Consider the following 23,048-nt stretch of genomic DNA (forward strand, 5'->3'; position numbering starts at 1 on the left):
CGGGTGGCCGCAGCCGACGGCTGCCCGTCCATGATGGTCGTGCGGCCGCGGGGTGTCATCCGCTCAGCGCCAGACGCCGCGGGTGTCGACGACGTCCTTGCCGGCGATCAGCGAGCGGTCGAGCTGCTTGAACTCGCGGTGGTCGACGAGCAGCAGGACGACGTCCGCGGCGTCGAGGGCCGCTGTCGTCTCGGCGAGCTCGAGGTTGTCGAACCCGGTCAGCGACCCGGGCAGCTCGTCGACGTTCGGCTCGACGGCGAGGACACGCGCCTCGGGGTGGCGCTCCGCCAGCCGGCGCGTGATGGCCAGGGCCGGCGACTCGCGCAGGTCGTCGATGTCGGGCTTGAAGGCCAGGCCGAGCGCCGCGATGACCGGCCCTTCGAAGCGAGCCGCGTGCTCCGCCACCTTGGCGAGCACCAGCTCCGGCTTGTCGTCGTTGACCTCACGGGCGGTGCGGATGATCCGCGACTCCTCCGGGGCGGCGCTGACGATGAACCACGGGTCGACCGCGATGCAGTGCCCGCCGACACCCGGCCCCGGCTGGAGGATGTTGACCCGCGGGTGCTTGTTCGCCAGGTCGATCAGCTCGAAGACGTCGATGCCGAGGCGATCGGCGATGACCGAGAGCTCGTTGGCGAACGCGATGTTGACGTCGCGGAAGGAGTTCTCCGTCAGCTTCGCCATCTCGGCGGTGGTGGCGTCGGTCAGGTGCAGCTCGGCCCGGCAGAAGATCGCGTAGAGGTCGCGGGCCCGCTCGGCCGCCTCGCGCGTCAGGCCACCGATGATGCGGTCGTTGGTGACGAGCTCGATCATCACGCGTCCCGGGAGGACGCGCTCGGGGCAGTGCGCGAACTGGACGACGGGGCGGTCGTCGCTGCCGTCGAGGGAGAGGTCCGGGCGGGCGGCGAGCACGCGCTCGGCCATGTGCTCGGTCGTGCCGGGCGGGGAGGTGGACTCGAGGATGAGCAGCTCGCCGCCGCGCAGCTGGGGGATGATCGCGTCCGTCGCCGCGTCGATGTACGACAGGTCGGCGGCGTGGTCGTCCTTGAACGGCGTCGGCACCGCGACGACGTAGATCGACGCGGCCGGGGTGTCCTTCTGGGCACGCAGGGTGCCCTGGCTGACGGCGCCCGCGACGTGGGTCGCGAGGTCCGGCTCGACGAACGGCACCTCGCCGCGGTTGACCGCGTCGACGTGCCGGTCACTGACGTCCACGCCCACCACGGTCACCCCGTTCGTGGCGAGGATGGCGGCGGTCGGCAGGCCGATGTAGCCGAGGCCGATGACGGCGACGGTGTCTGAGCTCACGCTCGGGTTCCCCAATCAGAAGACGACATGGCTCCGCATGAGCCCGTATCCCACGACACGGGCCCCTGCAAGCAGCTCGGTCGAACCGGCCTCCCATGTGTGCAGCCCCGAAGTATGCCGCATCTGGAGGAACGAGAATCGGTCGGCCGAGTAGACCCGGCCCCCGCCGGCGACGACGTCGCGCAGGAAACCCGTGTCCTCGCCGCGCCCGACGGCGGCGAACGGGTGGGCGCGGGCGACGTCGCACCCGGTGACGATCGTCGGGCCCATCACGAGGTCGGTGTACCGGTGCTCGCGGTCCGGGAAGCGCAGGATCGTCACGTCCTGACCCTCGAGGTACATGTGGTGCGCCTGCTTGCCGACGACCTCCGCCCCGGAGAAGTCGAGCGCGTACAGCTGGTCGGAGAGGTAGTGCGGGCCGTAGAGGTCGTCGTCGTCGACCTTGGCCACGACATCGCCGTCCGCCGCGGTGACGAGGCGGTTGAGGCACTCGCCGAGGGTCAGCCCGGACGGTGCGGTGAGGATGACGAGGTCCGTGACGCCGTGCGCGGCGGCCCGCTCGGCCACGTCGGCGGGCAGGTCCCAGCCGTGCGCGAGGAGCACGACCTGGAGGTCGACGTCGACCTGCGCTCCGAGGATGCTCAGGACGTGGTCGAGCTGCTGCGGGCGGTTGGTCGACACGAGGGCGCTGACCGTGGGCCGCGCGCGGCGCCGGGTGGCCGTCCCGGTCGCGGCGAGCACGTCGTCGACGCGGTGGCCGTAGGTGTGGGCCGCCCAGATGCGCCGCTGGGCCAGGTGGACCGTCCGGTCGCGCATCTCCGGGCTGCCGACGAGGGCGCGCAACGTCCACTCGGCCTCCTCGGGCGTCGCGACCCGCAGCACCTCGTCGCCCGCGAAGACCCGGTCGATCGCCGCGCTCGGCGCGGAGACGACGGGGGTGCCGCACGCGCTGGCCTCGAGGACCCGGCGGGCGCACATGCTCGGGCTGTCGACGACGGAGTTGACGTTGAGGACGACCTTGTAGGCCCGGGTCGCGGTGAGCATCCGGGCGTAGTCGAGGGAGCCGACGACGCGGGCATCGAGCGGCGCGGGGAACTGGTAGCGCTCGTCCCCGCCGAGGTAGCGGGAGAAGATCTCGAGCCCGGTGCCCATCCGCGCCGAGACGCGCTCGGCGGCCCCGAGGAGCAGGTCCATCTGGGCGCGGCGCTCGGGGAACTTGTGGGCGAAGTACATCCCGCCGAACAACAGGTCGCGGGACTGGTGCTGGTCCGGGGGCAGGCGCACCGGGTTGTGCACCGCAGGCTGTGCCGCGAACGGCAGCAGCCCGACCCGCTCGTGCCCGAGGTCGCGGCGGTAGGCCGGTAGCCGGCCCTCGTCGGTCGTGAGGACGTGGTCGAACAGCCGCGCGGTGGCGAGGAAGTCGTCGTAGTGGGCCGGGTCCTCCTTGTTCCAGAAGACCGTCGGGACGCCATGATCGCGGCACCACGCCACCAGCTCGACCAGCGCCGGCCGCGGGGCGCTCGGGCCCGCGAGGTGGTACTGCCAGGCGTCGCCGTTGCCGTGCCAGGCCGACTCGACGAAGAGCAGGTCGAGGGGTCGCGGCTCCACCACCTGCGCCCGCCAGCCCTGCGGGGTCAGGGCCACCTGGTCCCACTCGTAGCGGTAGGCCAGGGCCGAGAAGTCGTCGAGGACGACGCCGACCCGCAGGTCCGGGCGCCGGGGAGCGCGCTCGGGCAGCGGCCAGGGCGGCACCTCGAGCCCGTCCGGCCCCACGTGCACCGAGCCCTCGAGGCGGGCCGCGTCGAGGCGGCGGCGCGTCAGGTGGCGGCGGGCCTGGCCCAGACCACCCCGGCGGACGTGCCAGAGGAGTCGCCGTAGGTCCTGCGATCGGCCGGCCCGTCGCACCGTGTCCTCCACCCGTCGGACGGGTGCGGCCCGTGTGGCTCCACCCCGGGTGATCAAGGGTAGAGGAGACCGACCGGCTGGGGCCGATGGGCCGGGTGCGGCACAATTGACGTGTGAATCGCTTCCGGGGGACCGATGTCGCGCTCGGCCTCGTGGCCGTCGCGGTGAACATCGGGCTCGTCGTCGGGGTCGTCGCGATGACGAGCAACCGCGAGACCCCCGAGACGGAGGCGACGGTGGCGGTGTCGCCGTCGGCCAGCCCCTCGACGAGCACGACCGTCGACCCGACCGAGGCGCCCTCGCCGCCGAGCGCTCGCAGCCTCATCACCAGCGGCGAGCCGGTCAGCCTCGCCGTCCTCGGTGACCAGACGAGCGACGGCGACGCCGAGTGGGTCGGGGTCATGGCCGCCCTCCTCGGGCAGGACCACCGGGTGGAGCTGCGCGGCCTCGACCCCTCGGACCCGACGGTCTACGCCAAGGAGCGCTCCTACGGCTCCTCCGGGTCGAAGATCTCCATCCGCAACGCCAGCCGCGCCGGGGTCAAGGCCGACTACGCCGCGCCCCGGCTCCCGCTGCTCGTGCCCGTCGAGGCCGACCTCGTCATCCTCAACTACGGCCGCAACGACTCCGCCGACAAGGTCGCCGGCCGGCTCGAGAAGACGGCGAAGGCCGTCCGCCGGCAGCTGCCGCAGGCCCGGGTGCTCGTCACGCTCCAGGCGCCGACGGCCGGCGACGGCCAGCAGGACGTCCGCGAGGCGGTCAGCGACTGGGCGGAGGAGTCGGACCTGCCGACCCTCGACATCGCCGCCGCCTTCGAGGACACCGGCCGGGCCGACTCCTACGTCTCCGGCCGCGACCCCCTCGTGATGTCCAGCGCCGGCGACGAGCTGTGGGGCCGCGAGGTCTACCGGCTCCTCACCGGCAAGGAGGCCGCCACGCCGGACGCCCCGCAGCCCTCCCAGACCACGGAAGCCGGCACCCCCGCGGGCAGCGGCACCACGGGCGGCACGGGCACCGGCGGTGGCACCGGGCCGGTCGCGCCGCAGCCGGAGCCGTCGAACGTCGACCCGACCCCCACCGGCGGGGCGACGCCGAGCGCGGACCCGACCCCGACCACCCCGCCGCCGGCCACCGACCCGCCGCCGAGCACGCCGGAGCCGACGACCACGGACCCGGGCACCGGGGAGGCCGACGTCTGGCTCCCGGGGCCGGCGCTCACGTCCGCGGCGGCCTGACCCGGGCGCCCGGCTCGTTCCTCGAGCCCTACTCGGCGACGAAGACCGACACCTCGCTGTCGACCGTCCAGTAGACCTGCACCGCCACCGTCGACGCCGGGTGCGTCTCGACCAGGGTCGAGCCCTCGTCGGGGTGGAAGGTGAGCCGGGGGTGGCGGTAGACGGCCTTGCGCTCGGCGACGTCGTCGAGGAAGCGGGCGACCCGGACCTGGGCGCCGGAGCGCCGGACCACCCACAGGTCCCAGTCGTCGTGCCGGGTGAGGCGGGCGTCGACCAGGTCGCGCAGCGGCAGCCGGCCCGTGAACGACGTGGCACCGCTCGCCTCGAGGGGAACCTCCACGTCGACCTCGACGGCGCCCCGGCGCACCGCGCGGAGCGTGACGCCGGGGTCCTCGTCCCACGCCGGACCGTGCGGCTCGAGGTCGAGGACGAGGACGGAGCCCTCGAACCGGGTCCCGGTGCACTCGACGTGCGACTCCCGGGTCCACGAGCGGACGGCGAGGAAGCCGTCGGCGGTGCGGTAGGGCAGCAGCACGCTCAGGGGCCCCCGCTCCTGCGGCGGGGCGAGCAGCGCCCGGGCGTCGATGAAGGCGTCGAGGCGGACGGCCTCCTTGCCCTCGACGAGGTAGGCGTTCCACCGCCCGTCCGGCAGGGCCTCGGCCACCTCGCAGACGGGGGCCTCCGGCGGGCCGGTGAACGGGTAGGTCCGCCTCGACCGGTCGACGCGGCTCCTCAGCAGGAGTGTCGACCCGGGCGTCCAGCCGGCCGGGGGGTGCACGCGCAGCCTGCCGTGCTCGGCGACGACGCTCGCCCTGGGGGGCGATGCGTCGACGGGCCCGGCGACCGGCTCGTCGCGCCGTCGGGTGAGGCGCTCGAGCACCGAGCGGACCGACCGCATCGAGGGGCGGCGCGGGATGTCGGCCGCCAGCTCGTCGAACAGGGCCTCGTACCGGTCGACGACGGCGGGGGTGAGGAACCGGTGCGAGGAGGCCTCGGCGGCCGCGCCCATGTGCTGCCGGAGGGCGGTGTCCCGCATGAGGACGCGCAGCCGGTCCGCGAGGGCCTCGACGTCGCCGACGGGCACGAGGTAGCCGTTCTCTCCGTCGGTGACGATCTCGCGCGGACCCACCGGGGCGTCGGTGGACACGACGGGCAGGCCCGCCCGCATCGCCTCGACGATCGTCATCCCGAACGACTCGTGCGTCGAGCTCGACGCCGCGACGGACCCCTTGACCCACTCGACCTCGAGCGGGGCCACCCGGCCCATGAGCAGGACCCGGTCGTGCAGGTCGAGCCGGGCGACGAGCGCCCGCAGCGCGTCGCGGCGCTCGCCGTCCCCGTAGATGCGCAGGGTCCACTCGGGCAGCTCGTCGGCGACGAGCGCGAAGGCCCGCACGAGGACGTCGTAGCGCTTGACGACGTCGAGCCGCCCGGCGGCCACGACGAGGGGCTGCTCGCACGTGGAGGGGGCGACGACGGCCTCCGGGACCGCGTTGGGGATCGTCTCGACGCGGTGCCCCGGGACGAGGCCGCGCAGCCACGTCGCCTCGCTCGCGGTGAGGGTCACCGATGCGCTGAGCCCCGGGTAGGCGGCGCGCAGGGCGTCGACGACGCCCGGCGCCATGAGGTCGTGCGTCATGTGCTCCTGCGCGATGCGCAGCGCGCGCGGGTGGCCGTGCCGGGCGATGAGGAGGTTGAGCGAGGGACGCGTCCCGATGACGACGTCGCTGCGACCGGCCGCGAGGTGCTCGACGATCCGCTCGTCGGTGAGCGCGTTGTACTGGCCGTAGTACTCCTCGTCCGGGGGGACGAGCCGGGAGCGCTCGGTGAGGCGCAGGTCGGTGGCGTCCGGTCGGCCGCGGCGCAGGTCGAGGAGGGGGCGGACCGTGTACCTCCCGGCCGGGTCCTGGTGGCAGTGGTCCTGCCGCCGCACGACCGAGACGACCTCGACCTCGTGCCGCTCCGCGAGGCCGAGCGCGAGGTTGTGGACCGCGGTGTTCGTGCCGCCGACGCCGTAGTAGTTCTGGATGAGGAACTGGATCCTCACGACGCGTCCGCCCCTGCCTCCCACGGCGCCGGCGCCGGGTAGTAGGCCTCGAAGAACTCCCGCAGGCGCCGGGTCTGGGCCTCGAGCTCCTCGTCGGCCGAGAAGGCGTCGTTGAGGCAGAACGTGTCCCAGTCACGCCGCGCGAGCAGCCGCTGGAGCCGCGCGGACAGGTCGGGCACCGCCAGCTGGATGTACCCGTAGCGGACCGACCCGCGGGTCCCCCGGCCGGTGAGGAACGAGTAGTACTGGTGGAAGGAGGACGTGAACGAGTGGTCCGAGGGGCTGCGGAAGCGGCTGGCGGCCGTCACCTCGTAGGCCTGCGGGTAGCGCTCCTGCATCTCCTCCAGCACGCTGCGGCGCAGGGCGTAGGGGACGTGCTGCATCGACTGGACAATGACCGGGCCGAAGTCCCGCTCGAGCAGGGCGCGGTTGTTCTTGCACGCGGCGTCGACCGGGGTGTCGAGCCCGGTGATCGGGCCCTGGGGGATCCGCGACATCGACGGGAAGTGCATGCTCAGGCCGTTGGCGTGGAAGAACGCGTTGGGCACCACCGGCCGCCCGAAGAACATGTCGTCGTTGAGGTAGAGGAAGTGCTCGCTCAGGCCCTCGATGTGGTGCAGCTGGCTCTCGATGGCGTGCGAGTTGTAGGTCGGCAGCCACGACGCCCGCTCGAAGACCTCGCGGTGGTCGACGACCTCGACCCGCGGGTGGTCGACGAGCCACGCCGGCCGCTGGTCATCGGTGACGACGAAGATCTTGCGGACCCACGGCGCGTACTGGTCGACCGAGCGCAGCGAGTACCGCAGCTCGTCCCGGCTCAGGTAGCGCGCCGACGAGGACGACTCCGCGTGGTAGGCCTCGCCGAGCGTCTCGGCCCGGCGTCGGCCCCACGCGGGGTCCGTGCCGTCGACCCAGGTGTAGACGAGGTCGATCGGGAAGGTGACGTCCTCCGGGAGCCGGACCGCCATGTCCGGGTGGGTGGGGACCTGTGACCCCGACGTCGCGGGCACCGGTGCCAGGCGCGAGTAGGCGTCGGCGTCGACCGGGACCAGGGGGGCGTCCGCCAGCCGCAGGCTCACCCGGTTCGGGCGCGGCCCGACGAGGTCGCCGTGGTCGCCCCGGGTCCAGAACTCGACGTCGCAGCCGTGGTCCGGGCCGAGGACCGTGGCGCCGGCGGCGTCGGTCTGGAACCACGCCAGGCGCAGGACCCGGGCGTCCGCGAGCCGCCGCCACGTGGCGGGGTCCGAGCCGTCCATCAGGCGGTGCTGGCCCACGTCGTGCGGGACGACCTGACGGACGTAGGCGACCGGGCTCGCGGCGAGGCCGGCCAGCGCGTCGAGCGCGCGCTCGCGGTCGACGTCGTCGACGCCCACCGCGCTGGCGAGGTCGTGCAGCCCGCGCACGGCGAAGTGGCGCACCCCGGCGGCGGTGAGCGCCTCGGACACCATCACGAGGTTGCGCCGGCGCGCGCCGAGCGGCGACAGCCCCGGCGCCACGAGCGCCGTCCAGTCCTGCATCTCGTGGTGGACGACCGTCGAGGCCGGGGGAGAGGTGGACGACATGGGGGTTCCTTGCGGTGCGGCGGCAGGGCCCCGCTCAGTCGCGCTCGAAGGAGCTCTTGAGCGGGAAGTAGGCCTGGAGGAAGTCGCGGACGATCTTCGCCTGCGCGGCGGGGTCCATCCCGCTGGAGTCGTGGTCGTTGAGGCAGAAGACGTCGAAGTTGCGCTCGTCGAGCAGCCCGGTGAGGCGCGCGGGCGTGTCGTCCTTGGCGATGTCGGCGTAGAAGTAGCGCAGCCGGCCGGGGACGGCCCGCCCGGTGAGGTAGCCGTAGTAGTGCCCGAGCGAGGCGGCGACCGAGAGGTCCATCGGGCTGCGGAACTGCGCGCAGGAGGTGGCGCGGAACTCGTCGGCGAAGCGCTGCTCGAGGTCGGTCATCGTCGAGCGGCGCAGCGCGTGCGGGACGTGCCAGAACTTGTTGGCGATGGTCACGCCGTACGCCTCGGCGAGCAGGTCGCGGTTGCGCTTGGCGGCGCTCATCACCGGGGCGTCCTCGGCGGAGGGGTGGCCCAGGCCGATCTTCGCCTTCGACATGTGGAACGTGCTCAGCCCGTTGGCCACGAAGAAGTGCGTGGGGCTGACCGGGCGCGCGAAGAACACGTCGTCGTTGAGGTAGAGGTACTGCTCGCTCAGGCCCTCGATGTGGTGCAGCTGGGTCTCGATGGCGTGCGAGTTGAACGTCGGCAGCCGGCCGCGGTCGCCGAACAGCTCGCGGTGCGACACGACGGTGATGCGCGGGTTGTCGGTGTCGAGCCACTCCGGGACCTGGTCGTCGGTGACGAGGTAGACGTGGCGCACCCAGTCGGCGTACATGTCGAGCGAGCGCATCGAGAAGCGCAGCTCGTCGCGGGAGACGAAGCGGCTGGGGTTGGTGGCCAGGGCGTGCAGCTCCCCGGCGTCGCCGCCGCGCTGCTCGAGGGTGCGGGCCTTGCGCTCCAGCCAGGCCGGGTCGCTGCCGTCGACCCACGTGTAGACGACGTCGACCGGGAACTGGACGGACTGGACGTGCGGGTGGCGGACCGAGGCGAGGGTCGGCCGCTCGGTGTCGCCGATGCGGCGCGGCGTCGTCTCCTGCTCGTCGGGGGTGATGAGGTCGATCCAGCGGTTGACGCGGGGCGCGACGAGCGTGCCGGCCGGGATCGGCTCGCCGTTCTCGGCCGCGGGCCGGTCCGAGGAGGCCACCGGCCAGAACTCGAGGTCGCAGCCGAGCGCCGGCCCGCCGATGAAGTGGCCGTCCGGGCTCGCGTACGCGCGGAACACCCGGACGACCTTGGCCCGGCGCGGAAGCGTCTGCGGGCGCACCACCCGGACGCCGCGCACCTGCTGGCCCCCGACCCGGCCCACGTAGACCACGTCACCGCGGCACGCGGCGGCGAGCGCCCTGAGGGCCTGCGCCCGGTGCGGCTGCCGGACGACGACGACGCGGCGGGTGCCCGGCTCGGCGTCGAGGACGAAGTAGGGGACGTCCGCGGCCTCGAAGGCGTCGGCGACCACCGCGAGGTTGGCGTCGAGCACGTCTCCGGCGCGGAAGGACTCGACCTGCTTGGCGACGTAGACCTGCCCGGCGACGGTCACCGCGCTCCAGCCGCGGCGGTGCTGGGCGACGCGGGCCTTCGCGGAGGTCTCGCGCAGGTCGCGCACGGCCCGCTGGGGGAGCGTGCGCCCGTTGGCGACGTCGCGGATCTGGCGCCAGACCGGGTCGGGGACGTGCGCGCGGACCCACTCGCGGGCGGGCACGGGGACGGCTCGGGCCAGGCGCATGCCGGACTGCTCCTCTCCCCCGGGTGGTGACCTGCGCCGTCACCCCGACGACGCGCGCCCATGATAGGCGGTCCTCCGGCGGGTGCCGGTCCGGCTCGGGGGCGTGCCGCGAGGTCGTCGTCGACCGACCGCCGGGGAGCGCTCCCCATCGTCGGGGTCGGCGGCGCGGTCTAGGCTCGGTCGGTCACCTGCCGCCGTCCGAGGGGGAACCGTCTGATGCCCGTGGTCGCGTATCCCTCCCGGGTCCGCCCGGCGCCGCCCGCGCTGCGGCTCGAGGTCCCCGACGGCTGGGCGTGCCCGCCGCCCGGGGACGCGCTCGTCCGCGTCGTCGGCCGGGGCAGCGCCGGTGACGAGGTCGTCGTCGAGGTCCGGCACCGGGTCGAGGCGCCGGACGCCGTCGCCGGGACGGTCGCGTCCTCCGTCGCCACGGCGGCCGCCGGCGCATCGGGGGAGGTCGAGGAGGTGTTCCTCGTCGAGATCGCCGACCGCGAGTGGACCGCGCACAACGTCTCTCGCGACGACGCCGACGGCGCCGTCGTCGAGGTGCACCTCGTGGCCGTGGTCGGTGCCGACGACGACGCCGTCTCGGCGGTGCACGTGCGCGGCCGGGTGTCGGGCGAGGGCCTGGACGACGACTACGACCTCCTCCAGCAGGTCCTCGAGTCCGTCGTCGTCGACGGGGTGGACGCGTGAGGGCCGGGCGGGTGCTGCGCGGCAGCTCGATGCTCGTGCGCTCCGGGCGGGCCACCGACGTCGGCCGGGTGCGCGAGCACAACGAGGACAGCCTCGTCGCGGCCAGCCGGGTGTTCGCCGTGGCCGACGGGATGGGTGGCCACGCCGCCGGCGAGGTCGCCTCCCGCATCGTCGTCGAGACGCTCGGCGAGCTCGAGGAGCACCCGCCGACCAGCGCCGACGACGTGAGCGCCGCGCTGCGCGAGGCGAACCGGCGCATCCTCGACACCGTCGATGCCGACCCCGCGAAGCGCGGCATGGGCACGACCGCGACCGGCGTCGTGGTCATCGACACCGGCGGGCGCGAGCAGTGGGTCGTCTTCAACGTCGGCGACTCCCGGGTCTACCGGCTCGCCGACCACCGGATGCACCAGGTGACGCGCGACCACTCCGAGGTGCGCGAGCTCGTGGACGCCGGGCTGCTCGACCCGTCGGAGGTCGCGACGCACCCGCTGCGCAACGTCATCACGCGCTCGCTCGGCACCGACCCCGCGCCCCGGGTGGACGTGTGGGTGCTGGCGCCGACGCCGGGGGAGCGGTTCGTCATCTGCAGCGACGGGCTGAGCAACGAGCTCGACGACCGGGACATCATGGTGCTGGCGCGCCAGTACGCTGACCCCCAGACAGCAGCCGACGAGCTCGTCGGTGCCGCCGTGCGGGCCGGGGGACGCGACAACGTGTCCGTCGTGGTCGTGGCCGTCGACCCCGGAGAGGACGACGACGACGCGGACACCGCACCGCGCGCCGGCCTGCACCGACCCTGACAGGAGCCGACCGTGACCGACGTGCGAACCTCGGTGCCGGACGGCTTCGTCGAGGTGCGGGGGGCCGACGTCGTGGCCGTCGTCGAGGTCGCCGACCGGCACCGCGAGGCGCTCGAGAACGCGGCCTCCGAGGGGATGCTCCAGCTGCTCGACCTGCTGTGCTCGCGCGGGCTGCTCGTCATGCCGGCGTTCGCGCTGGCCACCGCGCACGGTGACGGGGTCCGGGTGCTCTTGAGTGGCGTGGCCACGGCGGCGCTGCCGGACGGCTCGGTCGTCGGTGCCGAGGACCGGCTGCCCTGGCGCGAGGTCGTGCTCGAGGCGCCGGCGTCCGACGTCGTGCTCTCGGCGGTGCTGCCCGAGCCCGAGGTCGCCCGTGGGTGGCGCCGGCCGGCCCGGCTGCGCGCCGGCACGGTTGCCGCCGTCCTTCCGGTGCCCGAGCCGGGGGCGGAGGGCGGGCCCGAGGTCGAGGACGTGCAGGACTCGCCGGATGTGTCGACTCCCGACCATGTCGAGCCGGAGCCGGAGGTCGGGCCTGAGCTCGAGAGCGTGCAGGAATCGTCGGATGTGTCGATTCCTGACCACGCCGAGCCGGAGCCGGAGGTCGGGCCTGAGCTCGAGGACGTGCAGGAATCGTCGGATGTGTCGACTCCCGACCATGCGGAGCCGGAGCCGGAGCCGGAGGTCGGGCCTGAGCTCGAGGACGTGCAGGAATCGTCGGATGTGTCGATCGATGCGCAGGCTGCCTCCGAGCCCGAGCCCGAGCCCGAGCCCGAGCCCGAGCCCGAGCCCGAGCCCGAGCCCGAGCCCGAGCTCGAGCCCGTCGTTCCGCCGGCCGACCTGACGCTCCCCCCGCCGGAGGACTCCGCCGGGCAGACCCCGGCCGAGCGGGTGCCCGCCTCCCCGCCGCCGGACCGGACGATCATCGACTCCGTGCCGTGGCGCCGCCCCGGCGGAGCGCCGTCCGAGGCCGCCGCAGCCGCCGCGCACGTCCCCCCGCCGCCGCCCGCCGGGCCGCCGCCCCCGCCGGTCGAGCGCACGGTCGTGCCCGAGCCGGAGCCCGAGCACCACGCCGAGCCCGAACCGACCCCCGACCCCGAGCCGGTCCCGGCCCCGCTCGCCGCGACCTCCGTCCCGGACGCCGCCCCGGAGGTGACGACCGCGCGCGCCGCGCTGCCCCGGCACGACGAGGACCTCGACCGCCCGGTCGTCCTCGCCGTCCTCTGCCCCGCCGGGCACCACTCGCCGCCGCACGCCGGCCGGTGCCGCACCTGCCGGCGCGAGATCCCGCCGCAGCAGCCGACCCCCATCCCGCGCCCGACCCTCGGCGTCCTGCGCATCTCGACCGGCGGCTCGGTGCCGCTGGACCGCGGCGTCCTCCTCGGGCGCTCGCCGCGGGTCAACGAGGAGCTCCCGGCGGCGCAGCGTCCCCACCTCGTGCGCGTCGGCGGCGTCGACCGCGACATCAGCCGCAACCACGCCGAGGTCGTCCTCGAGGGCTGGCACGTCCTCGTCCGCGACCTCGGGTCGACCAACGGCACCACGGTCGCGCTGCCCGGCGAGGAGCCGGTGCGCCTGCGCCCGACCGAGGACCAGGGCATCGAGCCCGGCGCCGTCATCACCCTCGCCGACGAGGTCTCGCTGACCTACGAGGTCGAGGGATGACCCCAGCCGACGCCCCGGTCATCCCGGGCCTGACCTTCGTGCGCCCGCTCGGCTCGGGCGGCTACGCCGACGTCTACCTCTACGAGCAGCAGTCGCCGCGGATGAACGTCGCGGTCAAGGTGCTCAAGCGCCAGGGCCTCACGGCGAGCATCCGGCGGCAGTTCGTCGACGAGGCGAACACGATGGCCCAGCTCGCCGACCACCCGTACATCGTCCAGGTCTTCCGGTCCGAGCAGACGGCCGACGGCGGCGCCTACCTCGTCATGAAGTACTACCCGCCGCCGAACCTCGCGCAGCGGGCCAAGGCGGAGCGGCTCACGGTCGAGGAGGTGCTGCGCACCGGCATCCAGCTGGCCAGCGCCGTCGAGACCGCGCACCGGGCCGGCATCGTCCACCGCGACATCAAGCCGGCCAACGTCCTCGTCAGCCAGTACGGGCAGCCGGGGCTCACCGACTTCGGCATCGCGGGGCGCGGGGGCCACGCCGAGGACGTCGACGAGGACGTGGGTGTCTCCGTCCCGTGGTCCGCGCCCGAGGTGCTCTACGGGATGTCCAACGGCGACGCCCGCAGCGACGTCTACTCGCTCGCCGCCACCCTGTGGCACCTGCTCGTGGGGCGCTCGCCCTTCGAGCAGCCGGGCGGCGACAACTCCGCCTACGCGCTGATGCCCCGCATCCGTGCGACGCCGGTGCCCGCCACCGGCCGGGCCGACGTGCCCGTCTCGCTCGAGCGGCTGCTCGCGCACGCGATGGCCAAGAGCCCGGACGGCCGCCCGCAGAGCGCGATCGAGCTGGCGCGCGGCCTCCAGGCCGTCGAGCGCGAGCAGCGGCTGGCGCCGACCGCGGTCGTCGTCCTCGACGAGCAGGGCAACACGACGGTCGCCGAGTCGCCCGTCGCGCGCGGCGCCGACGACCACGACCGCACGAGCATCCGCGCCGTGTCCGTCCCGGCGCCGGCGGCCCCTGCTCCCACGGCCGCGCATCCCGAGGACGACGAGGACGACGACGCCCCGACGACCGTCAGCGGCGGCGTCGTGCTCGGCGTGCTGGCGGCGCTCGTCGCCGTCACCGTCGGTGTCGTCGTGTGGGCCCTCGGCCGCGGTGACGAGGAGGCCGCGCCGACCCCGAGTGCCGCCGGGACGCTGACGCGCACCGCCGCCCCGAGCCGGGCGGTCGACTACCCCGAGCAGCCCGCCATCGACGCCCGGGGGTCCGGCTCCGGCGTCACCTTCACGTGGAACTACGTCGGCGCCGAGAGTGGTGACTTCTTCCGGATCCGGTTGGCGGACAACGAGGGCGGGGTGGCAGACGCCGAGATCATCACGGTCAAGGACGGTCCGCGCTACACCGCGAAGGCGGGCTCCGGTCAGACGGTGTGCGCCCAGGTGCAGGTGTCGCGGAGCTCCGGCGTGACGTCCCCCCTCTCGCCCGTGCGCTGCGAGACCGCGCCGTGACGCCTAGCCTGTCGATGCCGACTTCCCTGCGAGAGAGGACGACCCGATGGGGGTGACCGTCGACTACTGCGGCGAGCTGTACGTGGCGCCGGAGGACCGCCCGATGACGATCGGCCGGGTGGCCGACGTCGAGGTCGACGACAACCCGTACCTGCACCGCGTCTTCCTCCAGGTGCACCACGAGCACGGGCTCTGGTGGCTGACCAACGTCGGGTCCACGCTCACCGCGACGGTGGCCGACAAGAAGGGGCTGTTCCAGGCCTGGCTGAGCCCCGGCGCGCGCATCCCGCTCGCGCTCGAGGCGTTCACCGTGTGGTTCACCGCCGGGCCGACGACGTACGACTTCGACGTGCTCGTCGACGACACCCCGTTCGTGTCGGTCGAGACCGCGGCGGAGACCGAGCCGGAGGACTCCGGTGCGCAGACGACCGTCGGCCGGATCTCCATGACCCCGGACCAGAAGCTGCTCGTCGTCGCACTCTGCGAGAGCTTCCTGCGTACGACGTACGCCGGTGGGGGACAGATCCCCTCGTCCGCCGACGCCGCTGCGCGCCTGGGGTGGACGACGACGAAGTTCAACCGCAAGCTCGACAACGTCTGCCAGAAGCTCGCCGACGCCGGGACGCGTGGCCTCCACGGTGGGCCCGGCAAGCTCGCGAGCAACCGCAAGTCGCGGCTCGTCGAGCACGCCCTCTCGACCCGGATGGTCACCGAGGTCGACCTGCGCCTCCTCCCCGAGCCCGGCGCCGCCCCCACCCCCTGACCCACGCGCCTCGACATTTCGGGGTCACCCCGAAATGTCGACGAGACAAGACTTCCGAGCCGGGGTTTCGCGGACGAACCCCCGTGTCGTTCAGAAACCCGCACGTGCAGGCTTTTCGTGGTCCGGCTCGGGTTCTGACAGCGATAACCCCGCACGTGCGGGCACAGGGCGCCGGCGCGGAGGGGCATCCGACCGCATCACCGCTTCTCGGACGGGGCTACGCCGCAGTAACGGTCGCCAGCACGACACCTACTGCGGTGTAGCGCGCGACAGGGCCGGCGCGGGCGGCTGACCTGCGGACTCGTCACCGACCGGCACCCGTGGGGGTATCGACGACGCCCGACGGGCCCGGATGCCCGGCAGCACTCGGGGAGTGCTCCCCTCCGGACCGGGCCTGATGCCCCGCGTTCTCTGGTTACTCTGGACGGGCCGGGGTGGTGGACGGGGCCGCTCGGGGGAGCAGACCAGCACAGGACGAGGAGCCGCACGTGACACGGGTGGGTGCCGCGCGGGTCCGTGGTGCGCGCAGCCGCGCGCGCCGGCGCACCGCCGGCACCGTCGTCGTCGCGCTCGTCGCCGCCGGCCTCGGGTACGCCGCGGTCGCCAGTGACGGCACCACCGTCCACGAGGCCGACCTCAACGACGCCGGCGTCTGGGTCAGCTCCGCGCAGCAGGCCAAGTTCGCCAAGGCCAACATCCCGATCGGCCAGCTGGAGACCGGGGTCGCGACCGACAGCGGCACGGGGGGCGGCCTCGACGTGCTCCAGGATGGGGCCGCGGTCTTCGGCGTCTCGACCGCCGGCGGCGAGCTCTTCCCCCTCGACCCGCGCACCTCGACCGCCGGCGACCCGGCCGCCACCGTGCCCGCCGTCGACGAGCGGTCCGGTCGCTTCACGCCGCAGCCGGTCGACCTGCGCGGCGGCACCCTCGCGCTCCTCGACCCCGCGAGCGGCAAGCTCTACGCGCAGCGCGTCGACACCCGCACCGGCACGACCGACCTGCCCGGGGTCGCGGTCGGCGCCAAGCCCGTCGCCACGGTCGGCAGGAGCGCCGCGGTCGCGGTCGGCCTCGACGGCGTCGTCCACGCGGTCTCCGGCGCCGACGGCACGGTGACGACCATCGCCCCGACCCCCACCGGCTTCGCGAAGCCGACGACCACGCCCTCGGCGCTGCGCAGCCCGCACCCCGACATCACCGCCGTCGGGGCGGACTGGGTCGCCTACGACCCCGAGACCGACCGCGTCTACACCGCCGACGAGCCCGAGGGCGTCGACGCGCAGGTCACCGCCGACGGCTCCCGGCTCGCGGCGCTCCAGGTGCCCGGGCCGGACGCCGACACGGTCGTCGTCGAGTCCGCCCAGCGCGCCGTCCAGGTGCCGCTCGACGGTGGCCTCTCGCCGGGCGGCGTCGTCATCGGCGAGCGGGTCAACCGCGTGCCGGGCGCGACCCTCGTCACACGGCCGGTCGTCCTCGGCGGCTGCGTCCACGCGGCGTGGGCCGAGCAGACGCAGGTCTTCTACGGCGCCAACTGCGGGCGCACCGGCGACGAGCCGACCGCGACGCTCCCGACCGGCTCCGAGGACCCCATCCGCGAGGGCGTGGCCTTCCGGGTCAACCGCGGGCTCGTCGTGCTCAACGAGCTCGACGACGGCGGGGTCTGGGACCTCGACGACAAGCCGACGAAGATCGACAACTGGGACGCGCTGACCCCGCCGACGCGTCAGGACGACAAGAACCAGAAGAAGGACGAGAACCTCGTCGACGAGGCGTCCGCGCAGCAGCCGCCGAAGGCCGTCGACGACTCCGAGAAGGTCCGCCCCGGCCGCACGAGCAAGCTGCACGTCCTCGACAACGACACCGACGTCGCCGGGTCCGTGCTCGCGATCGACCAGCGCGACGTCACCGCACCGACGATGCGCGGCGCGACCGCCACCGTCTCGTCGGACGGCCAGGCCATCGACCTCTCCGTCCCCGCCGGGACCGCGAACCAGCAGCTCGAGTTCACGTACAAGGTCAACAACGGCCGGGCGACGTCGAAGACCGCCGGCAAGGTGACGGTCCGCGTGGTCGGCGACGACGTCAACTCGCCCCCGCAGCTGCGGCGTGGCGGCGCCGAGCTCGCGCAGCGCCAGTACCCGGTCATCGCCGGCAAGCGCCTGTCGGTGCCGGTCCTCGCGGACTGGCGCGACCCCGAGAACGACACGCTCGCCGCGCGGGCCGACGTCGAGGGGGCGGTCGTCGACGGCGGCGGCCGCGTCACCGTCACCGCCCCGGGCGAGGAGGGCCGACAGCCCATCGGCTACGTCGTCAGCGACGGCCGCGGCGGTGAGACCAGGGGCAGCGTCAACGCCCGCGTCCTGTCGACCAACGGCGACAGCACGTTCGTCGCTCCCCGCACGCAGCCGGATGCCGTGCGCGGTGTCGTCGGCAAGCCGCTGCAGGTCGAGCCGCTGGGCAACGACATCGCCGGCGCCGACCCGGGGGAGCCCGACGCGTCGCTGCGGCTGCGCTCCGAGGTCCGGCCGGTCGGTCCGCTCCAGGTCGACACCGACCTCGCGACCGGCACCGTCACGGTCACCGGCAACGCGCCGGGGACGTTCGAGCTCAGCTACTCCGCCGTCACCGGCGCCGGCGCCGCGCCCGGCCGCATCCGCGTCGACCTCACCGCCCCGCCCGAGGGTGCACCGCCGGTCTCGGTGCCGGACAACGCGACCCTGCACGACCAGGCCCCGGCGATGGTCGACGTCCTCGCCAACGACTACTCGCCCCGCGGTGACGTGCTCGTGACGGCGGCCGTCGAGACCACCGACGACTCGCAGTGGCTCCAGCCCTCGATCTACCAGGGCCGATGGGTCCGGCTCGAGGCCCGCGACCCCGCGCCCGCCGGCACCGAGGGGCGCCGTGGCACCATCCGGTACACGGTCAGCGACGGCACGCAGCGCACGACCGGCCAGGTCGAGGTGCTCCAGCAGGGTCCGCTCGCCGACTCCCTCCCCCTCGTCGAGGACGACAAGGCGACCGTGCGCGAGGGCGACACCGTGAGCATCCCGGTGCTGGACAACGACACGATGGCCGACGGCATCCCGCTGCGCCTGGACCCGGGCTCGGTCAAGGTCGTCAGCAAGGGGGACGCCCAGCGCGCCTTCGCCTCCGGCAACGTCGTACGCTACGTGCCCGAGGCCCGCGGCCTCCGTGCCCCCAAGTTCGTGACGATCGAGTACGCCGCCTACGCCGAAGGCAGCAAGGAACGCGCCCAGACCGCGCGGGTCCGGGTGCAGGTCAACCCTCTCCCGACCGCGCAGCAGGTGAACCAGGCCCCGGTCGCGCGCAGCTTCACGGCCACGGTCACCGCCGGCGACCCCCTGACGATGACCATCCCGACGTTCGGCGTCGACCCCGACGGCGACTCGGTGTCGGTCACCGGCGTGGTCGGCAGCGACGGCGGTCCGGTCGACCTGCGCCTCGGCCGCGTGGTCGGCACGGGTCCGACCACCATCCGGTACGAGGCCTTCCCGCTCGCCGCGGGTACCGAGGTCATCACCTACGAGGTGCGCGACCGCTTCGGCGCCACGAGCCGCGCGTTCGTGCGGGTCGGCGTCGTGCAGCCCGGCGACCCGCAGCCCCCGGTGGCGGTGCCGGACGAGGTCTTCGCCGCGCCCGGCAAGACGGTGACCGTCAAGCCGCTCGTCAACGACCTCATCGCCCGCGGCGACGTGGTCGACGTGCAGACCGAGGGCCTCAACCCCGCCGGCGAGCTGAAGAAGTGGACGGTCGACGCCGACCACACCGTCCGCACGAAGGTCCCCGAGGACACCTCGTCCCTCCACCAGCTCGTCTACGGCATCAGCGACGGGCTCTTCGACCCCTCCCGCGCCACGGTGCTCGTGCGCCCGGTGGCCGGCTACACCAACCCGCCGGTGGCCAACGACGACGTCGCGGCGCCGAAGCCGGGGGAGACCTCGACGGTGGTCGACGCGCTGGCCAACGACACCGACGTCGACTCCGACCCCGCGACGCTGCGGGTCAAGGAGGTCCTCTCCCCGGACGCGCAGGTCACGCCCGACGGGCGAGTCAGCGTCAAGATCCTCGACCACGCCTACTCGGTGCCGTACGTCATCGTCGACGAGGACGACGAGGAGGCGATGGCGCTCATCCACGTCCCGACCGGCGCCAACGGGCAGCCGTTCGTCGTGGCCGGCTCGCTCATCACGATGGACCCCGACTCGTCCAAGACCGTCAACCTGGGCGACTACGTGCGCTCCCCGCGCGGTCGGGTGGTGTCGGTGACGACGGCCTCGACGGTCTCGGCCTCCCCGGCGGAGAACCTCTCGGTCAGCCTCACCGACAACCGGACCCTGCAGCTGACCTCCTCCAACGGGTATGTCGGCCCGGCCGCGGTGATGCTGGAGGTCACCGACCAGAGCGCGGTGGACCAGAAGGACTTCGGCACGGCGTACGTGTCGGTGCCGGTGCAGGTCGGGCCGTTGGTCCCGCTGCTGCGCTGCCCCGACGGCGCCGTCACCGTCACCGCAGGCGGCCTGGACCGCACGGTCGACATCCCGACGGTCTGCCACGCCTGGCTCCCGGTCGGCATGACGTTCGACGACATCGACTTCGAGGCCCGCTGGCAGACCGAGGCCGACGCCGACCTCGAGGTCGACGGCCAGGGCAACCGCCGCCTCACCCTCCACGCCGACGCCGACGCCCAGACCTCCACCGGCAAGGTCGAGATCTCCTCGCGCGGGATGACGCAGCCGTCGACCCTCACCGTCCGGGTCGTCGGCGCCGACGCCCAGGGCCCGGCCCGGCTGCGCCCCATCTCGGTCTCCGGGCTCGAGGAGGGGCAGTCGCGCACCGTCGACGTCTCCGGCTACCTCGACTCGCCGCTCTTCGCCCCGACCTGTGAGATCGTCAGCGCCACCGTCGAGTCGGGCTCGGGCATCACCGCCTCCTCCGACGGCTGCTCCCTCACGCTCACCGCCGGCGACCGGCCCTCGCCGACCGCGTCGATCGGCCTCGTCGTCACCGACGGCCCGCGCCGCGAGACCTCCGGCCGGGTCACCGTGACGATGCTCGGCCGGCCCGACCCGCCGCGACAGGTGCAGGCCGTCGCCGACCGCGACGCCGGTGGGCAGGCGCGCGTCCGCTGGCTGCCGCCCACGTACGACGGCGGGTCGGTCGTCACCGGCTACGTCGTGCGCTGGAGCGGCGGCTCGTCGGGCGAGCAGACCTGCTCGGCGTCTCCGTGCACCATCCAGGGCCTGACCAACGGCCAGGACTACACCTTCACCGTCGCCGCGGTGAACGGCATCGGCGAGGGGGAGCCGTCGGCGCCCAGCGCGGCCGTGCGCCCCGACCGGCTGCCCGAGGCCGTGTCCGGCGTCCGGATGGTCTCGCGTGGCGACGGCACCCTGACCATCGCCTGGGACCAGCCGGTCAACGAGGGCAGCGCCCTGCGCAAGTACGTCGTCCGGCTCATCTCCTCGACCGGGCAGACCAAGACCCAGGACGTCGCCGCCGCCACCCGGCAGGCGACCGTGACCGGGCTGGACAACATGGCCGAGCAGGACGTGCAGGTGCAGGCGTGGAACGAGCTCGGCGCGGGCCAGTTCGGCCCGGCCGTGACGATGCAGTCCGCCGGCACGCCGCCGGCCCTGGCGGCCCCGAAGATCACTGCCAGCGGCCCCGGCCCGGCCCAGGACTCGGCGACGCTCACCATCTCGTGGGAGCAGGGCAGCCCCAACGGCCCGCCGACGACCGGCTACACCCTCTACCAGCAGGTCGGTGGGGGCGGCTGGACCGCCGTCGAGACCCTCGCCCCGGACCGCCGCACCACGAAGGTCGTCGTCCCCTACGACGGTCGCGACTACCGCTACACGGTGACGCTGACCAACGGCGCCGACCTCGAGGGGCACAGGACGAACTCGTCGTCCTTCACCTCCAACGGCGTCCCGTCCGACCCGTCGGTCACCGCGTCGACCCCCGCCGCCGACCGGAAGATCCGCGTGACCGTCACCGTCGGGCAGCCGCGCGCGGCGTCCTTCTCGGTCATCCGGTGGTCGGCCAACGGCGCCTCGGGCACCCACCAGTGCGGGTGCGCGCCCGGCTCGCAGGTGACCTTCGACATCGGCCCGCTCGACACCAGCCCGACCCAGGCGTACAACGTGGCCGTCCGCACCGAGAACTCGGCCGGCGCCTCCTCGAACCCTGCGTCGACCAACGCGACCCCCTACGGCCCGACGCTCTCGCCCTCCGGTCTCGACGGGCGCAACGACGGCACGACCGGCGCGACCTGGACCTGGAACCTGCCGACCAACGGCCGCCCGATCGACCAGGTGCGGCTCTCCGGCGCCGACACCGGCACCTTCGGCGGCAACAAGACGCAGCACTCGATCAGCAAGGGCCCGGGTACCTACACGCTGACCGTCGAGGCGCACTCCGACGCCGGATGGTCCGACCCGGTCTCGCGCCAGGTCACCGTCCCGGCCCCGCCGCCGCCGGACCCGTCGGTCTACAACGTCCGCAAGACCCCGGGGTACATCCCCCCGAACGCCACCGGCAGCTGCACGACGAAGGCCTGCCCCCGCGTCTCGTTCGACGTCAAGGACTTCCCCGGCGGTGGCGGCGGGTGGGACGTGTACTTCATCAGCCGGGCCTCGCCGTCGCCCGGGTTCCACTCGAGCACGCCGTTCAACGTCAGTGGCGACGGCACCGGCTCGAGCACGAACCGCTCCAACTGGAGCTCGCAGGGCTATGTCCTCGACGACGGCAACGGCCCCGTCATCGTGCGACTCTGCCGGGGCGGCACGTGCCACGAGTCAGCGCCCACCCCGTGGTGAGCCCCTCCATCCCCCGTTCCGTCGAAAGGACACCCTCCGCATGACCGTCACCACCGACCAGGCCGCCTGGTTCTCGCAGACCTTCGGCGCCATGGTCGCCAACGTCGACAAGGCGGTGCTCGGCAAGGAGCACGTCATCCGCCTCGCGCTGACCTGCATGCTCTCCGAGGGCCACCTCCTGCTCGAGGACTTCCCCGGCACGGGCAAGACGCAGCTCGCGCGGGCGATGGCGGGCACGGTCAAGGGGACGAACTCGCGCATCCAGTTCACGCCGGACCTGCTGCCGAGCGACGTCACCGGCGTGACGATCTACGACCCCAACAGCAAGGTCTTCGAGTTCCACGAGGGCCCGATCTTCGCGACGATCGTCCTCGCCGACGAGATCAACCGCGCCTCGCCGAAGACCCAGTCGGCGCTCCTCGAGGTGATGGAGGAGGGCCACGTCACCGTCGACAAGACGCGCCACTCGGTCGGCGAGCCGTTCATGGTCATCGCGACCCAGAACCCCATCGAGCAGGCCGGTACCTACCGCCTCCCCGAGGCGCAGCTCGACCGCTTCCTCATGAAGACGACGCTCGGCTACCCCGACCACGACGCGACCGTCCGGGTCCTGCGTGACGCCGCGACCCGTGACCGCACGCGCTCGCTCGAGCCGGTCGTCACCGCCCAGGTGGTCAGCGACATGGCCGAGCTCGCCGATGGCGTGCACGTCGACGACGCGATCCTCGACTACGTCTCGCGGCTGGCCGAGGAGACCCGTCGCCACGTGAGCATCCGCCTGGGCCTGTCGGTCCGCGGCTGCCTCGCCTTCGTCCGCTGCGCCAAGACGTGGGCGATCAGCCAGGGCCGCGACCACGTCGTGCCCGACGACGTCAAGCTCCTCGCGCAGCCGGTGCTCAACCACCGCCTCCTCGTGACCGCCGAGGCGCAGTTCGCCGGCATCACCGTCGAGCAGGTCATCGACCAGATCCTCGCCGAGGTGGCGCCGCCCACGGAGCGCGTCCCCGCATGAGAGGCGCCC

Annotated in this window: 13 protein-coding genes; 8 read left to right on the top strand and 5 right to left on the bottom strand. The window is 73.8% G+C overall.

All coding sequences use genetic code 11. The features are described from left to right. Positions 1-63: 63 nt before the first annotated feature. Both wecC and J3473_RS04110 read right to left on the bottom strand, forming a co-directional pair. Positions 64-1,308, bottom strand: coding sequence for a UDP-N-acetyl-D-mannosamine dehydrogenase (wecC, locus tag J3473_RS04105; RefSeq protein WP_242525678.1), 1,245 nt, complete (start codon positions 1,306-1,308; stop codon positions 64-66). Between the two features lie 15 nt (positions 1,309-1,323). Beyond that, positions 1,324-3,213 carry a glycosyltransferase gene (locus tag J3473_RS04110; protein ID WP_207022035.1) on the bottom strand — a complete coding sequence of 630 codons (1,890 nt, stop codon included), beginning with the start codon at positions 3,211-3,213 and terminating at the stop codon, positions 1,324-1,326. Positions 3,214-3,326: 113 nt separating this feature from the next. On the opposite strand from J3473_RS04110, the gene J3473_RS04115 reads away from it, so the two are divergent. Continuing rightward, a complete protein-coding gene (locus J3473_RS04115; RefSeq protein WP_207022036.1) occupies positions 3,327-4,448 on the top strand; it encodes an SGNH/GDSL hydrolase family protein in 1,122 nt (373 codons plus the stop codon). 28 nt (positions 4,449-4,476) lie between these two features. Here the strand turns inward: J3473_RS04115 and J3473_RS04120 are convergent, their stop codons facing one another. Genes J3473_RS04120 through J3473_RS04130 form a run of 3 tightly spaced genes read right to left on the bottom strand, consistent with a single transcriptional unit; the run spans position 4,477 to position 9,813 of the window. Next, positions 4,477-6,495 (bottom strand): glycosyltransferase, encoded by a 2,019-nt coding sequence (locus tag J3473_RS04120; protein ID WP_207022037.1) that lies wholly within the window; start codon positions 6,493-6,495, stop codon positions 4,477-4,479. Next, a complete protein-coding gene (locus J3473_RS04125) occupies positions 6,492-8,057 on the bottom strand; it encodes a stealth family protein (RefSeq protein WP_207022038.1) in 1,566 nt (521 codons plus the stop codon). The genes J3473_RS04120 and J3473_RS04125 overlap by 4 nt, the downstream gene beginning before the upstream one ends. A gap of 34 nt (positions 8,058-8,091) precedes the next feature. Beyond that, positions 8,092-9,813: a stealth family protein gene (locus tag J3473_RS04130; protein WP_207022039.1), complete on the bottom strand. Its 1,722-nt coding sequence runs from the start codon at positions 9,811-9,813 to the stop codon at positions 8,092-8,094. A 216-nt stretch (positions 9,814-10,029) separates the two neighbouring features. Here J3473_RS04130 and J3473_RS04135 point away from each other — a divergent pair, with 216 nt between their 5' ends. The 7 genes from J3473_RS04135 (at position 10,030) to J3473_RS04165 (ending at position 23,039) form a co-directional block, all read left to right on the top strand. After that, positions 10,030-10,506 (top strand): hypothetical protein, encoded by a 477-nt coding sequence (locus J3473_RS04135; protein ID WP_207022040.1) that lies wholly within the window; start codon positions 10,030-10,032, stop codon positions 10,504-10,506. Then, entirely contained in the window at positions 10,503-11,309 is an 807-nt protein-coding gene (locus J3473_RS04140) for a PP2C family serine/threonine-protein phosphatase (RefSeq protein ID WP_242525679.1), read from the top strand. Before J3473_RS04135 ends, J3473_RS04140 begins: the two co-directional genes overlap by 4 nt. Before the next feature lie 12 nt (positions 11,310-11,321). Then, entirely contained in the window at positions 11,322-12,971 is a 1,650-nt protein-coding gene (locus J3473_RS04145; protein WP_207022041.1) for an FHA domain-containing protein, read from the top strand. After that, the gene (locus J3473_RS04150) at positions 12,968-14,425 is read left to right on the top strand and encodes a serine/threonine-protein kinase (protein ID WP_207022042.1); all 1,458 of its coding nucleotides are present in this window, start codon (positions 12,968-12,970) and stop codon (positions 14,423-14,425) included. Before J3473_RS04145 ends, J3473_RS04150 begins: the two co-directional genes overlap by 4 nt. A 46-nt stretch (positions 14,426-14,471) precedes the next feature. After that, positions 14,472-15,188, top strand: coding sequence for a hypothetical protein (locus J3473_RS04155; protein WP_207022043.1), 717 nt, complete (start codon positions 14,472-14,474; stop codon positions 15,186-15,188). A gap of 488 nt (positions 15,189-15,676) precedes the next feature. Next, on the top strand, positions 15,677-22,027 hold the full coding sequence (locus J3473_RS04160) for an Ig-like domain-containing protein (RefSeq protein WP_207022044.1): 6,351 nt from the start codon (positions 15,677-15,679) through the stop codon (positions 22,025-22,027). A gap of 40 nt (positions 22,028-22,067) precedes the next feature. Beyond that, positions 22,068-23,039, top strand: a complete 972-nt coding sequence (locus J3473_RS04165; RefSeq protein ID WP_030526136.1) for a MoxR family ATPase — start codon at positions 22,068-22,070, stop codon at positions 23,037-23,039. Positions 23,040-23,048 lie beyond the last annotated feature (9 nt).

This window comes from Phycicoccus sp. DTK01 (assembly GCF_017312765.1).
GTDB classification, from domain to species: domain Bacteria; phylum Actinomycetota; class Actinomycetes; order Actinomycetales; family Dermatophilaceae; genus Phycicoccus; species Phycicoccus jejuensis.